Origin of the sequence: Mesorhizobium sp. M8A.F.Ca.ET.057.01.1.1, from assembly GCF_003952565.1 — a bacterium.
Classification (GTDB): Bacteria; Pseudomonadota; Alphaproteobacteria; order Rhizobiales; family Rhizobiaceae; genus Mesorhizobium.
Window position 1 is genome coordinate 34,844 of record NZ_CP034454.1, and the last position, 14,341, is coordinate 49,184.

Annotated in this window: 15 protein-coding genes; 6 read left to right on the forward strand and 9 right to left on the reverse strand. The window is 64.2% G+C overall.

The window, feature by feature from the left end; all coding sequences use genetic code 11:
* The first annotated feature begins 54 nt into the window (after window positions 1-54).
* From EJ077_RS00180 to EJ077_RS00195, 4 genes are all read left to right on the forward strand, one after another.
* The gene (locus EJ077_RS00180) at window positions 55-918 is read left to right on the forward strand and encodes an ABC transporter permease (protein WP_245458594.1); all 864 of its coding nucleotides are present in this window, start codon (window positions 55-57) and stop codon (window positions 916-918) included.
* Window positions 918-1,730: an ABC transporter permease gene (locus EJ077_RS00185; protein WP_208699044.1), complete on the forward strand. Its 813-nt coding sequence runs from the start codon at window positions 918-920 to the stop codon at window positions 1,728-1,730. Before EJ077_RS00180 ends, EJ077_RS00185 begins: the two co-directional genes overlap by 1 nt.
* A gap of 13 nt (window positions 1,731-1,743) precedes the next feature.
* Window positions 1,744-2,505 carry an SDR family NAD(P)-dependent oxidoreductase gene (locus EJ077_RS00190; RefSeq protein ID WP_208699046.1) on the forward strand — a complete coding sequence of 254 codons (762 nt, stop codon included), beginning with the start codon at window positions 1,744-1,746 and terminating at the stop codon, window positions 2,503-2,505.
* 252 nt (window positions 2,506-2,757) lie between these two features.
* Window positions 2,758-3,534: a hypothetical protein gene (locus EJ077_RS00195; protein WP_245458595.1), complete on the forward strand. Its 777-nt coding sequence runs from the start codon at window positions 2,758-2,760 to the stop codon at window positions 3,532-3,534.
* A gap of 145 nt (window positions 3,535-3,679) precedes the next feature.
* Here EJ077_RS00195 and EJ077_RS00200 read toward each other — a convergent pair whose 3' ends face one another.
* The 9 genes from EJ077_RS00200 to EJ077_RS00240 form a co-directional block, all read right to left on the reverse strand.
* Window positions 3,680-5,188 carry an aldehyde dehydrogenase family protein gene (locus tag EJ077_RS00200; RefSeq protein ID WP_208699048.1) on the reverse strand — a complete coding sequence of 503 codons (1,509 nt, stop codon included), beginning with the start codon at window positions 5,186-5,188 and terminating at the stop codon, window positions 3,680-3,682.
* A 20-nt stretch (window positions 5,189-5,208) separates the two neighbouring features.
* Entirely contained in the window at window positions 5,209-5,553 is a 345-nt protein-coding gene (locus EJ077_RS00205) for a cupin domain-containing protein (RefSeq protein WP_095202811.1), read from the reverse strand.
* A 22-nt stretch (window positions 5,554-5,575) separates the two neighbouring features.
* Window positions 5,576-5,917 (reverse strand): cupin domain-containing protein, encoded by a 342-nt coding sequence (locus tag EJ077_RS00210; protein ID WP_208699050.1) that lies wholly within the window; start codon window positions 5,915-5,917, stop codon window positions 5,576-5,578.
* Between the two features lie 28 nt (window positions 5,918-5,945).
* A complete protein-coding gene (locus EJ077_RS00215) occupies window positions 5,946-6,296 on the reverse strand; it encodes a cupin domain-containing protein (RefSeq protein ID WP_208699052.1) in 351 nt (116 codons plus the stop codon).
* 220 nt (window positions 6,297-6,516) lie between these two features.
* Window positions 6,517-7,791: a glycosyltransferase gene (locus EJ077_RS00220; protein ID WP_208699054.1), complete on the reverse strand. Its 1,275-nt coding sequence runs from the start codon at window positions 7,789-7,791 to the stop codon at window positions 6,517-6,519.
* A 12-nt stretch (window positions 7,792-7,803) separates the two neighbouring features.
* The gene (locus tag EJ077_RS00225; protein WP_208699056.1) at window positions 7,804-8,877 is read right to left on the reverse strand and encodes an ABC transporter ATP-binding protein; all 1,074 of its coding nucleotides are present in this window, start codon (window positions 8,875-8,877) and stop codon (window positions 7,804-7,806) included.
* On the reverse strand, window positions 8,874-9,668 hold the full coding sequence (locus EJ077_RS00230) for an ABC transporter permease (RefSeq protein WP_172736818.1): 795 nt from the start codon (window positions 9,666-9,668) through the stop codon (window positions 8,874-8,876). Before EJ077_RS00230 ends, EJ077_RS00225 begins: the two co-directional genes overlap by 4 nt.
* On the reverse strand, window positions 9,661-10,503 hold the full coding sequence (locus EJ077_RS00235; protein WP_208702874.1) for an ABC transporter permease: 843 nt from the start codon (window positions 10,501-10,503) through the stop codon (window positions 9,661-9,663). Before EJ077_RS00235 ends, EJ077_RS00230 begins: the two co-directional genes overlap by 8 nt.
* Before the next feature lie 308 nt (window positions 10,504-10,811).
* The gene (locus EJ077_RS00240) at window positions 10,812-11,876 is read right to left on the reverse strand and encodes a polyamine ABC transporter substrate-binding protein (RefSeq protein ID WP_208699058.1); all 1,065 of its coding nucleotides are present in this window, start codon (window positions 11,874-11,876) and stop codon (window positions 10,812-10,814) included.
* A 114-nt stretch (window positions 11,877-11,990) separates the two neighbouring features.
* On the opposite strand from EJ077_RS00240, the gene EJ077_RS00245 reads away from it, so the two are divergent.
* Together EJ077_RS00245 and EJ077_RS00250 are read left to right on the forward strand one after the other, a co-directional pair.
* On the forward strand, window positions 11,991-13,046 hold the full coding sequence (locus EJ077_RS00245; protein ID WP_245458596.1) for a GntR family transcriptional regulator: 1,056 nt from the start codon (window positions 11,991-11,993) through the stop codon (window positions 13,044-13,046).
* 11 nt (window positions 13,047-13,057) lie between these two features.
* The gene (locus EJ077_RS00250; RefSeq protein WP_208699060.1) at window positions 13,058-14,341 is read left to right on the forward strand and encodes a glycosyltransferase; all 1,284 of its coding nucleotides are present in this window, start codon (window positions 13,058-13,060) and stop codon (window positions 14,339-14,341) included.

Here is a 14,341-nt window from a genome sequence, read left to right on the forward strand (position 1 = left end):
GGACAAAGACAATCGACCGGCGGGCCCATGTCCGCCGGTACCGGAACGGTTTCGATGCGCGGCAACAGATTTCGGCATAATTTCCTGACCGCCTTGCTGCTCGCGCCGGCGACAGCATGGCTGGTGGTGTTCCTGGTGCTGCCGTTCATCGCCATCGCCGGGTTCAGCGTCGGCGAGCGGGCGCCCGAGGGCGGCTACCAGGCGGCCTTCACGCTGTCGCAATACACCAATCTTCCGGCACGGGCGACCGCGTTCTGGAACACCATGGTGCTGGCGCCGGTGGGCGCGCTTGCCTGCCTGCTCGTCGCCTATCCGGTCGCCTATTATCTTGCCTTGCAGGCGCCGCAGCGCTGGCGGCTGATCCTGCTTGCGCTGGTCGTCATTCCGTTCTGGACGAGCCTGCTGATGCGCACCTATGCCTGGATGTACATTCTGGGCGGACGCGGCATCCCGGCGCTGCTCGCTTTCGTCGGCATCGAGGATGTCAGGCTGATCAACACGCCGGGCGCCGTCCTGCTCGGCATCGTCTACGGCTATCTGCCGCTGATGATCCTGCCGATCTATGTCAGCCTCGAGCGGCTCGACCGAAGGCTGCTGGAAGCTTCGGCCGATCTCGGCGCGACGCCATTGTCAACCTTTCTGGGCGTGACTCTGAAGCTGTCGCTGCCGGGCGTGATGACCGGCTTCTCGCTGGTCATGATCCTGCTGCTCGGCGAGTATTTGATCCCGACGCTGCTTGGCGGCGGCAAGGTGTTCTTCATAGGCAACGCGCTGGTCGACCTGTTCCTGCAGTCGCGCAACTGGCCATTCGGGTCGGCCATCGCAATCACGCTGGTGCTGGTCTCGGTGGTGGTGCTGATTGTCGCCAACCGCATTTCGAATCGGGTTGCGGGCGCCCGCCGGGTGGACCTGATCTGATGCGCGCCTTCGTCATTGCCGTCTTCGCCTTCCTCTATCTGCCGATCGTGCTGGTCGTGCTGTTCTCCTTCAACGCCGGCCACCATGCCAGCGAGTTCACCGGCTTCTCGGTGCAATGGTACGGCAAGGCGCTGTCCAATCCGTTCCTGGTCGAGGCGCTGAAGAACAGCCTGTTCATTGCCACCACCAGCGCCCTGCTGGCGGCGGTATTCGGCACTGCGGCAGCCCTTGGCCTGGCGCGTGTCGGCATCAGAACCCGTGCCGTCTTCGACGGGCTGCTTGGCGCGGCGATCGTCGTTCCCGGCGTCGTCATCGGCATCTCGACGCTGGTTGCGCTCGTCCAGCTGTTCGCCGTCGTCAACCCGTTCCTCGCCTCGGTCTGGCCCGGTGACCAGCCGCCGCGCCTGTCGCTCGGCTACGGCTCGATCATCGCGGCGCATGGCCTGTTCTCGATGGCGCTGGTGACGATGATCGTCGGCACGCGTCTGGGCAGCCTCGACCGCAATCTGGTCGAGGCGTCGAGCGACCTCTACGCGACGCCGCTGACGACGTTCCGCTCGATCGTCCTGCCGCAGATCATGCCGGCGATGGTCGCCGGCTTCCTGCTCGCCTTCACCTTCTCCTTCGACGATTTCATCGTCGCCTTCTTCGTCGCCGGCGCGCAGACGACGCTGCCGATCTATGTGTTCGCTTCGATCCGGCGCGGGGTGACGCCGGAGATCAACGCCATCGCGACGATCGTGCTCGTCGCTTCCGTCCTGCTCGTGGTGCTTGCCCAATGGCAGCTGCGCCAGCGCAAGCCATCCAACTGAAAGCTGCTGTTCCATGATCCTCAAAGACCGCATCGCCGTGGTGACAGGCGCCGGCTCCGGCATCGGGCGTGCCGGCGCCATGATCATGGGCAGGGAAGGTGCGGTGGTCGTCATCGCCGACCGGGATGCGGCCGCCGGCGAGGCAACAGCCTCAGGCATCCGGGCAATGGGCGGCCGGGCCGAGGCCATCGCCACCGATGTCGGGGAGGACGGGGCTGTCGAGCACCTCATAACCGGCACGCTCGAGAAGCATGGGCGCATCGACATCCTGCACAATCATGCCGGCATCCAGGTCGGCGGCACGCTGACCGAGGTCGAGACCGCCGGCATGGACGCCTCGTGGCGGGTCAATGTGCGGGCACAGTTCCTCGCGGCGAGGATCGTCATGCCGTCGATGATCGCGCAAGGCGGCGGCGTCATCCTCAACACGGCTTCGAATTCGGGTGTGTTCTATGACCGCGAGATGATCGCCTATGCAACATCGAAACATGCCGTGGTGGCGATGACCAGGCAGATGTCGCTCGACTATGCCCGGCACAATGTGCGCGTCAACGCGCTCTGCCCGGGCTGGGTCGACACGCCCTTCAACGAACCGTTTATCGCCCAGATGGGCGGACGCGAGGCGATCGAAACCTATGTCCGCACCAAGATCCCGATGGGGCGCTGGGCCGTGGCCGAAGAGATCGCCGAGGCGATCCTGTTCCTGGTGTCAGACCGCTCGTCCTTCATGACCGGCCAGGCGCTGGTCATCGACGGGGGCGAAAGTATCGGCTGAGGCCGATGCTTTCATCTATCGACCTTCCCATTTCAGCCCCCTTTTTGCTGCGGTTTGCGTGGTGCCGGACGGCACAGGACTATGGTCTGGTTGTCATGGGACTTCAGTGCCAGGGTAGGGCAAGCGCGGCAATTTCTATTACTTTTCAACGCGTTGCGGCTTCGTAACGGCGCCCGCTCTCGGATTGCGACCAAGTTTGTCTAAAGTTTACCAGGTCTAATTAGCGATTTCTCATACCCAGATGGTTCAGCGGTGGGCGAGAACGCGATTCCCGAGGAGATTACCATGACAAACCGGAAAACTCTGTTCGCGGCGCTGGCCGCATTGGCGCTTCTGGGGTCCCCGGCGCTCGCCGGCAACGGGCACGGCAATGGCGGAGGTAACGGCGGCGGCAATGGCGGCGGCAACGGGAATGGCGGCGGCAATGGCAACGGCGGCACCCACGGGAATGGCAACGGCAACAGCGGTGCTTCGCATGGCAAGTCGTCGTCGGCACCGGGACATGCAGCCAAGACGGAAACGGACACAACCACCGACACTACGGTCGATACGACCACAACGGTCTCATCCGTACCGAAAGACAAGAACATTCACGCCAAACTCGGCCGGCTGAACTCGCTGCAGCGCAATATCAACGCCTATATGAACTCCAAGAGCAAGAAGTTTGCCGGCATTCAGGCCTTCGTGACGCAATCGGCGACGGCCAAGGTCGCCCAGGCACAGCTGGACGCTCTGAATGCGCAGCTGACCGCGCTGACGTCGCTGACTCCGGAGCAGATAGCCGCCATGTCGCCCGAGGATCAGGCGGCCCTGCCCGGAAAAATAACGGCTCTGACGGACCAAGTCGCTGCCCAGCAGGAAGTGGTCGATGCGGCGGCGGTCGGTACCGACCCGGCATCGCTCGACGCGGCGCTGGCGGACATGGCAAACAAGCCTGTCGACGCCGATGTCACGGCCTGGGCCCAAGGCGTCCTTGCCGACAAGATCGACCAGACGGCGGCCAAGCTTCAAGCAGGAACGACGCCGTAGCGGATCGTCACTGAAAAGACGGTAGCCAGCCAAGAACATGCCGCTGGGCTTTGCCCGGCGGCATTGCTTTTCCTGCTCGCGCGTCCTGGTCGAAGCGATCGAGGCTTAGGGAAATGGGGCGCGCGGTGTTGCCGCGCGCCATTCTTCATACGTGTTTGCGGCCGCCGGTCTCGCGAAACCAGCTGTCAGGATAGGGATACCACCAGTCCTGGATGGCCGGTCTGTGGTCGATGATCACCATCTTGGAGCGGCGGAAGGCGTCGAGCCCCTGGCGCCCGAGTTCGCGGCCGAGGCCGGAAGCCTTCCAGCCGCCGAAGGGCAGGGCGTCATTGTCGATCAGCGGGTTGTTGACCCAGACCATGCCGGCCTCGAGCCGCTCGGCCGCCTCATGCGCTTCGGCCAGATCCGTCGTGAAGACTGAAGCGCCGAGCCCGAACGGGCTGTCATTGGCAAGCCGGATCGCCTCGTCGAAATCCTTCACGCGGCAGATGGCGGCGACCGGGCCGAAGCACTCCTCGCGCACGATCGCCATATCTGGGGTGACGCCAGTCAGGATGGTCGGCTCGTAGAACCAGCCGGTGTTGTGTGCCGGCGGAATGCGACCGCCGGTGACGGCCTTGGCGCCGTTGCGGATGGCATCGTCGACCAGCCGCATGACCTTGGCTCTAGCTGCCTCGCTGACCAGCGGGCCGATCTCGGTCCTGTCCATGCCGTTGCCGATGCGCAGCGCGCGCGTCCTTTCGGCAAACAGTTCGACGAAGCGGTCATGCACGGCATCGACGACGAAGAAGCGCTCGGCCGAGGTGCAGACCTGGCCGGTGAGATGGAAGGCGGCGGTAACGCTGCCGGCCGCAGCAACGTCGAGTGGGGCGTGTTCGCTGATGATCAGCGGATCGCTGCCGCCCGCCTCGATGACGCAGGGCTTCATGCGTTCGGCGCAGGCGACAGCAACAGCCTTGCCGGCGGCGACCGAGCCGGTGAAGGCAACCGCGTGCGTGCGTTCCGACGCGATCAGCGCCTGGGCGGTGGCGGCACCGCCCGGCAGGCAGGAGACCAGCCCCTCCGGCAGCGCCCGGAAGACGGTCATGTATTCGAGGGTCGAGAGTGTCGTTGCTTCCGCCGGCTTGATGACGCAGGCGTTGCCGGCGGCAAGCGAGGCCGCGACGGTCCAGCACATCAGCAGGATCGGGAAATTGTAGGGCATGATGTGGACGGAGACGCCATAGGGTTCGTAGCGCGCATACTGGAACGAGCCGGCCTGCGTCGTGCCGGCAATCTTGCCGGCATCGTCGCGCGCCATCTCGGCATAGTAGCGGAAGATCGGCGCGCAATTGGCGATCTCGCCGATGGCTTCGGGATAGGGCTTGCCCATCTCGCGCACCATCAGTTCGGCGCAGCGCGTGAAGTCCGCCGCCTCGATGGCGTTGGCAACGGCGTGCAGATGCTTTGCCCGGCTTTTGGCGTCGAGCTTTTTCCAGGCAAGCTGCGCCTTGGTCGCGGCGGTGAGCACGGCGTCGATCTCGCCGTCGCTGGCCGCCGCGATCGCGCCGACACCTTCCAGGGTCGCCGGATCGATTATCGGCCTGTTCGCGCCGGTCATTGGCCGGTAGTCCGGATTGACGAAGAAAGTCGGCCGGTCGGGGGAGAAATGCATGGACATCCTCTCAGATCCGCTCAACGGATCATGTAGACCTTCTTGATCGTCTCATGGACGGTGCAGACGCCTTTCCAATCCTGCGGGAAGAAGGCCGCCGTATCCGGCTCGATCTCGATGACCTCGCCGGACTCATGCACATAGGTGCAGCGCCCCTCCAGGAAGTGGCAGAACTCGTCGCGGGTGACGTGGCAGTGCCACTTGCCTGGCGTGCAGACCCAGAGGCCGCATTCCGAACGGCCTTCCGGTCCCTTGTGGAGGAGCTTGCCAGACGTATGGGATTGCCCCTCGATCATCGTCGGGATGACGCCCCAGTCAACGAGGTCCGTGATGGCAAGCGGCGATTGCATGATCGGCGTGGTCATATGGAATTCCCTGGTAAAGTGCTCACCGGCACATGAAGGCCTTGGTCAGCGTTTGCGTGATGATGGAGATGCCGGTCCAGCCGGCGGGAAAGAAGACGAGCGTGCCGGCTTCGACCGGGATGTCTTCGCCATCGTCCCTGACATAGCTGCCGCGCCCCGACAGGAAATGACAGAACTCGTCGGTGGCAAAGGTCACCTTGCGGGTGCCCGGGGTGCAAGACCATAGGCCGCACTCGCTCGATCCGTCCGGATTCCTGGAGAGGATCTTGCCTGAGGCTCGCGGCGCGCCGGCGAGCGTGTTGGCGCCCGCGCCCCAATCTTCGAGCTCCACGGTCGAGGCATCAGGCCAATGCGGTGTCGACATGTCTTGCTCCTATGCGGCTGACTGTTGCTCAGGCCAGCATGTAGACGTTGCGCATGCTCTCATGCACCGTGCATTCGCCCGTCCAGCCGGCCGGGAACATGACCACGCTTCCCCTGGAGACTTCTATCACCTCGCCGACATCCGACCGGTAGGTCGCGCGGCCGGCGACGAAGTGGCACAATTCGTCGCGCGGGATCGAGAGCCGCCAGCGGCCGGGCGTACAGACCCAGATGCCGGATTCCGGCTGATTGTTCGGCCCCTTGTGCACGAGCTTGCCGGTGGAGTGGGAGACGCCCGACAGGGCGTCGGGCTGGACGCCCCAGTCGACGAGGTCGGTGCGGGTGGAAGCCTGGTGGAGGTGCGGGGCGGAGGAGGTCATGCCGATGCTCCGCTGTGCTTGTCGGGGCTGCGCTCTACGAGGCCCCTCTCTGTCCTGCCGGACATCTCCCCCTCAAGGGGGAGATCAGATGTCGTCTCGGCTTTCGCCAATCACCAAGATTGCTAAGGGAGAACCGGCGGCGAAGCTGCCAATCTCCCCCTTGAGGGGAGATGTCCGGCAGGACAGAGGGGGGCGCCCGGGCTCGACATTTCAATCAGTCTCACAGCAACGCCTCCAGCAAACCCGCTGCCTTTTCCGGCCCGTTCTGCGCCTGCATCTGTGCCGAAGTCCTGGCCAGCTTGGCCTTCATTTTCGGATCGGTCAGGCAGGCTTCGATCTTCGCGATCAACTCCGCGTCCGTCCAATCGTAGCGCGGCATGCCGAAGCCGTGGCCGGTTTCCTGGACCCGGGTGGCGTTGTCGTGGCCGTCCCAGACGTAGGGCATGATGATCGCGGGCTTGCCGAAATAGAGGCACTCGGTGAACGAGTTGTTGCCGCCATGATGGATCACGGCATCGACCTGCGGGATCACCGAAGGCTGCGGGAACCAGCTCTCGACGATGACGTTGCCGGGCACGTCGGTGTACTGATCCTTGTAGCCGCCGACATTGACCAGCGCGCGATAGCGGGTCATGCCCAGCGTCGCGATGATCCGCTTCAGCAAGACGACGTCGCCGGCCCCCAGGCTGCCGAAGGAGACGTAGAGCAGCGGCCCGTCGTTGTTTTTGGCGAAGGCCGGGACGGTATAGGGCTTTTCCTGCCGCACGCAGCCTTCCAAATACTGGAATTTTGTCGGATCGAGCGGATGGCGGCGCTTGAATTTCGCGGCTTCGGGATAAAGCAGCAGGTTCAGATAGGGCGAAGCCTCGAAGAACTGGCCGATGGGATAGGGCGCCTCATCGTTGGCGCCGAGGAACGCGTTGAAGTCATCATGGATCGGCTTGATCACGGCATTGAAGTGATCGCGGTAGCGCTGGTGTCCGGCATGGTCGTTTTGGCCGCAGCCAGAGAGATGCGGTGGGATGCCCTCGTCCTCGATCTCGTTTTCGGAACAGGAGATGACGCGCACCCACGGCTTGCCGAACTGCTTGATCGCCGGGAACAGGATGACGTTATCGACGCAGATCACATCCGGCTTGATGGCGGAAAGCACGCGCGGCAGGTCCTTTTGCGCCCACTTGGCGCTGTCGACGATGGCCGTCCAGCAATCCTTGACGTAATTGTCGACCTGGTCGTAGGGCGACTTGCGGAAGTTGGGGATGTGGCCGTTGATGAAGTCTTCCCAGAACTTCGCCATCTGCTCGGGCGGCATCGGTTCGGAAAGGTTCACCGGATGCGCCTCGAAGCCATAGCCCTTGTAGACATCGACGAAGCCCGGATCGGACAGGAACACCGCTTTGTGACCGCGCGCCTCCACGGCTTGAGCGATGCCGACGGAATTGAGCGCCGGGCCGTAGGCGGCTTCGGGAAAAAACGCGATCGTCTTCTGCGCCATCAGGCTTCTCCTTCACTCTGCGAAAATTCTGACATCGGCAGGATCCCAGCCGAGTTCGACCTGGTCGCCCGATGCGACCGGCCGCCGGTCGGCTGCGTCGGCGGTTACACGAATCAGGAATGGCTTCGGCGCCAGCGGCGTTCGGACATGCAGTTGCAGGTCGAGCCCCTGATAGGCCAGTGCCTCAACCGTTCCGGTCGTCCGGTTCGCGGTATCCGCGGACGGGAATAGCCGGATGCGCTCGGGCCGCACGGAGGCGACGGCGGCCGCCCCGGACGAAAGCGCTGATGGAACCTTGCCGGCGATGCGCGCGCCATTCCCGGCCACGACGCCGTCGGTTGACACCTTGCCCGGGACAAAATTCATCACGCCGATGAAGTCGGCGACGAAACGGTCGGCCGGATGCTCATAGACCGCATGCGGCGTGTCGCATTGCAGCAGCTTGCCGTCTTTCAGCACCGCCATGCGGTCGGCCATGACCAGCGATTCTTCCTGATCATGGGTGACGATGACGAAGGTGATGCCGACCTCGTGCTGCAGGCGCTTCAATTCCAGCTGCATGGCGCCGCGCAGCTTCTTGTCGAGTGCGCCGAGCGGCTCGTCGAGCAGCAGCAACCGGGGCCGCTTGACAAGCGCGCGGGCCAGCGCCACGCGCTGCTTCTGACCGCCCGACAGCTGCTCCGGCTTGCGGTCGGCGAAGGGCACGAGTTCGGTGGTCGCAAGGATGGCGTCGACGCGCGAGCGGATTTCGGCCGAGGGCAAACGCTCCATCTCCAGCCCGTAGGAGACATTGGCCCGCACGCTCATATGCGGGAACAGCGCGTAGGACTGGAACATCAGATTGACCGGCCGCTTGTTGGGCGGCGTCCTGGCGATGTCCTTGCCGTCGAGCAGGATGCGCCCGTCGCTCGGCGTCTCGAAGCCGGCCAGCATGCGCAAGAGCGTGGTCTTGCCGCAGCCGGAGGGGCCGAGCAGCGCGAAGAACTCGTTCTCCCTGATATCCAGCGAGATGCCGTCGACGGCGGTGACGCGGCCGAAATTCTTCGACACATGATCGATGGCCAGCAGTGTGCGCGGTTCGCTCATTGGCCGATCATTCCCCGGTTGAGCCGCTGCGACAGGGTCAGCGCGGTGACCGAGACCGCCATGACGATGGTGGCCAGGGCATTGATCTCGGGTGTGATACCGAAGCGGATCATGGCGTAGATTTGCATGGGCAGCGTGGTCGAGGCGCGGCCGGCGCCAGCCGTGAAGAAGGCGATGATGAACTCGTCGACCGAGAGCGTGAAGGCGAGCAGTGCGCCGGCAATCACAGCCGGCGCGATGACGGGCAAGGTGATCCGGCGGAAGGTGGTGATGGCGGAGGCGCCGAGATCGGTGGAAGCCTCGACGATCGACCAGTCGAAACTCTTCAGCCGGGCACGCACCACCGAGCAGACGAAAGCAAGGTTGAACACGACATGGGCGAGGATGATGGTGTGCAGGCCCATGGTGAGGTTGAGCATCGAAAAGAACGACAGGAGCGCGATTGCCAGCACGATGTCCGGAATGATCATCGGCGCGAAGATGAGCGCTTCTAGCCCTTTGCCATATTGCCGGCGCATCTCGACGCCGATCGCCAGCAGCGTGCCAAGCAAGGTGGCGATGGCTGTCGAGACCAGCGCCACGATCAGCGTGTTGAGGGCGGCGGAGAGGATGGCGGAATTGCCGGCCAGCGAGACGTACCATTTCAGCGAAAAGCCGGACCATGCCGTCGGTAACCCGCCTTCGTTGAAGGACAGCGCCACCAGCACGGCGATGGGGATGTAGAGGAAGGCGAAGACGAGACTCAACACGAGCCAAAGCATGCGCCGTGTGGCTGGTGAGCGTTCAGCCATTCGCGTTGCCCTCGGCTTCCGCGGTACGGCCAGAGGCGCGATTGGCGGCGATCGCTTGCGCCATCAGCACGAGCAGCATGATGGCGATCAGCGCCATCGCCAGGGCCGCACCGAACGGCCAGTCATTGGCGGTGAGGAACTGGTCGTAGACAAGGTTGCCGATCATCTGGAAACGGCCGCCGCCGAGCAGCGCCGGGGTGACGAAATTGCCGATCGACAGCACGAAGACGAAGACGGCGCCCGCGGCGATGCCGGGCACGGTAAGCGGCAGGATGACACGGCGGAACGTCGTCATCGCCGAAGCGCCGAGATCGCGCGAGGCTTCGGCCAGTTCCGGGTTGAGCCGCGACAAAGGCGCGTAGCAGGCGAGGATGACGAAGGGCAGATAGTTGTAGACCAGGCCGGCGATGACCGCGCCTTCGGTATAGAGCATCGAGGGCGGTTCACCGGTGTAGCCCACCCAGCGCAGGAGCTGGGTGACAAGCCCTTCGCGGTTGAGCAGCACGATCCATGCATAGGTGCGGATCAGATAATTCGACCAGAACGGCAGCACGGCGAAGAACAGGAACACCGGCTGCCAGCGGCGCGGGGCGGCCGCGATGGCATAGGCGGCGGCATAGCCGATCACCACCGCGATCAGCGTGGCGGTGCCGGCAATGCGCGCCGAGTTCAGGAAAATGCCGGCATAGAGCGGGTCGAAGACCAGCCCGAAATTCTCCAGCGTGAAGGTGTAGTCGATGCCGCCATAGATGCCGCGCCGGAAGAAGGCGAGCGCCAGCACCAGCGCGCACGGCACAACCATCAGCGCGGTCAGCCAGACCAGCGCCGGGGCCATCAGCAACAAGGAGGAGCGGGATGGGACGTGCTTCACGGCAGTCGCCCCCTCACCCGGATTGCCAACCGAATTGCGCAGGGCAATTCGGGCCAATCCGACCTCTCCCCGAGGGGAGAGGAGGGCGTGAGCGTCGGCGCCTTCCTCTTCTCCCCACGGGGAGAAGGTGGTCGCGAAGCGGCCGGATGAGGGGCGCTGCGCCGGCGATTGGCTACAGGCCGCGACACAGCCGATCTCCCCCCGTGAGGAGGAGATGGCCGGCAGGCCAGAGGGGGCGCGAAGGAACCCAAGCTTGCGTCCAGCAATCGATCTTACTGCGCGGCCTTGATCTCGCTGACGATCTTGGAATAGTCGCGCTGCGCCTCGCCGACGTCGCGCAGCTGCTCGAACTTGACGAGGTCGGCCACCGGCATCGCCATGTTGGGGAATTTTGCCAGGAAATCGGCCGGCAGGCTTTCCATCGCCGGCTTGTTCGGCACCTTGTAGTCGATGTTCTGGGCCGCCCAGGCGTGGTTCTTGGCATCAAGCATGAAGTTGATGAACTGGAAGGCGGCATCCTTGTGCTCGGAGGCCTTCATCACCACCATCGTGTCGACCCAGAGATCCGAGCCTTCCTTCGGGACGACGTATTTGATCTCCGGCTTGTCGGCGATGCCGTAATTGCACCAGCCGTCCCAGGCCTGGACCATCAATGCCTCGCCGGAAACCAGCTTCGAATAGAAGGTGGTGTCATCATAGGCGAGCAGGGTTTTCTTGGCCGAGATCAGGAGATCCTTGACCTCCGCCATCTTCGACGGATCGGTCTCGTTGACCGAATAACCCTTGTCGAGCTGCCCGGCGGCGAGCAGCCAGCGATCAGTCGCCAGCATGGTGGTCTTGCCCTTCAGCTCATCCGACGGCGCCAGCAGGTCGCTCCAGCTCGTGGGCGCCGTCTTGACCAGGTCCGAGCGGTAGCAGAGGCCGGTCGTGCCCCAGGTGTAGGGCACCGAGAAAGTGTTGCCGACATCGTGCGGCAGCTTGGTCGCTTCCGGATAGAGGTTGGCGAGGTTGGGGATCTTGGCGTGGTCCATCGGCTCGGTCAGGCCGAGCTTGTTCAGCACCTCGGCGAAGGGCGAGGAGACGAAGACCACGTCGTAGCCCTTGCCGCCGGCGGCAATCAGCTTGCCCATGATCTCTTCATTGGTGGCGTGCACCACGACTTCGCCGGAGACTCCCGTCGCCGTCTTGAAAGACGCCATGGCATCGGGCGCCATGTAGCCGTCCCAATTGGAAATGACGAGGTCGGCGGCTGTCGCCGGCGCGGACAGCGCCAGGGCAAGCCCGAGGGCGATCGAAGGCATTCTCAGCGCACGGCGCCGCAGGCTGGTAGCAGTCATGGCAGGCTCCCATTCCGGTTGGTTCGTCAAATTCGTGCTGGATCCGCGCGATATGAGCCGCTGCACGATCCTGTTCCCTCGGTCTTTTTATCGCCGATTGCGCCGACAGTACTATTGCAGAAAAAAGTACGTCAATCCATAATTTGCCAACCGGCCTCGGAATCTGGCCGATTACGTCCACGCCGGCGATCGGTCAAATCAACGAGGTCACGTCTGTTCCACGAGAATGTCATGCAAGCCGTAGCCCGACGACCTCGCACCAATCATCTCGACCTGGCCCAGCGCATCCTGGATGTCGCGCGGCAGCGTGGCTTCGCGCCCGGCACACGTCTGCCAGAGCAGCAGATCGCCTCGCTGTGCAATGTCTCGCGCACTCCGGTGCGGGCGGCGCTCAGCCTGCTCGCAGAGCAAGGTGTCGTGCACTGGGAGGCGGACACCGGGTATCACCTGGCGATCGACCTCGCCGCGCAGCCGGCCATATCAGCCGAATTGCCCGCCGCCGAGGAAGACGAGCTTGCCGAAGCCATCCTGCGCGACCGGTCTGCGCGGCGCTTGGACCAGACAGTGACCGTCGCCGGGCTGATGCGGCGGTACAGTGCCGAACGGAAAACGGTACTAAAATCTCTGAACAGACTGACGGAGGAGAATCTTCTTGATCGCGCGCCCGGTCAATCCTGGCTGTTCCGCCGCGCGCCCGACGATCCCGAGGCGCAGGGCGCAAGCTACGAGTTCCGGCTTTTGCTGGAGCCGGCGGCGATCCTGACGCCGGGATTCAGGCTGGACGGCGCGTGCGCCGCGATATTGCGCCAGGGCATGGAGGCGCTGTCGGCGCTGCCCGACGCCGCGTTCGATACACGTGAGTTCCAGCGGCTCGACATCGATTTCCACGGCATGATCGCCGAGGGCAGCGCCAACCGCTTTGTCGCCGATGCGCTGGCCGATCACCTCAGGCTGCGGCGGCTTCCCGGTATCTATGCCGGCGTCAACGTCTTCCGGCTGAAACAATCGTTGCGCGAACACTTGAACATACTCGACCATCTTGAGAGCCGGCAGTATGAGGTTGCTGCCGATCTGCTGCGCATTCACCTGCGGCTCTCCCGCAGCCAGCGGCCGCAGGCGGCCAGCCGCGGCGCTCCCGTGCTGTTCGGCATGATCAGCCGGCCGGAATGAAGAGGACTTAATTGACGCGTAGAGCGAGCCCGACCATCGCGCTGTTTCCCGAGGCCAGTTTCGGGGCGGCGTTGAATTGCGTCGGCATCGCGCAAGCCTTGCGTGCCCGGGGCGCACGGCCGGTGTTCATCTGCCATGCCGGCTTCTCCGGCGTCTTTGCCGACTATGGTTTCCAGGAATACCAGCTGCCGACCGAGGAGCCGCTGAGCGACAGCGAACGCCAGAGCTACTGGCAGGCGTTCGTGCGCCGGCATCTGCCGCATTTCAGGCTGAGCCCGATCGACCAGCTCGAAACCTATGTCGCGCCGACCTGGCAGGCGATCGTCGACACGGCGGTCAATGCCGAGGCGCCGCTGCGCCAATTGCTGGCACGGCTGAAGCCCGACGCGGTGGTGCTCGACAATGTCATCATGTTCCCGGCGATAGCGGCGGCCGGCTGCCCGTGGGTGCGCGTCGTTTCCTGCGCCGAGACGGAGCTGCCTGACGCCGAAGTGCCGCCCTATCTCTCGGGCCTCGGCGCTGACGTTCCGCAACGCGGGGCGTTCGAGGCTCGCTATCTCAAAGCCTCGGCGCCGGCGCATGACCGCTTCAACCGTTTTCGCGCCGATTGCGGCCTGGCACCGCTGCCGAAGGGCCTGTTTCTCGAAACCTCACCCGATCTCAATCTGCTTTTGACGCCGACGATCGTGCGCCGCGAACGCGCCGAGCCGCTCGACCCCGAGCGTTTTGTCTATCTCGAGGGCTGCGTGCGGTCGGAAGGGCCGTTCGAGGTGCCGGTTTTCCCGCGCAATGGCGGGCCGCTGGTCTATGTCAGCTTCGGCAGTCTCGGCGCCATGGATGTCGGCTTGATCGAGCGCATGCTCGCCGTGTTCGACAAGTTGCCGGCCCGTTTCATCGTCAATGTCGGTGGCCTGCGCGATGCCTACCGCGCGGTGCCGGACAATGTCTATCTCGACGCCTGGTTTCCGCAGCCCTCCGTGGTGGCGAAGTCGGACCTGTTCATCCACCACGGCGGCAACAACAGCTTTTGCGAAGCGCTGCGCTTCGGCGTGCCGTCGCTGATCATGCCCTATTGCTGGGACGGACACGACAATGCGCGCCGCGCCGAAGAGACCGGCACCGGCGACCATATCGGCCGGGACGGCTGGACCGAAGGAGTATTGGAGAGAGCCATTCTCGGCCTGCTGGCCGATGACGCCATGCGCGACCGCCTCAGGGACAATGCAGCCGAGATGGCGCTGAAACCCGGAACGGACGTGGCCGCGCAAGCCATTCTCTCCCTGATACGGACATGA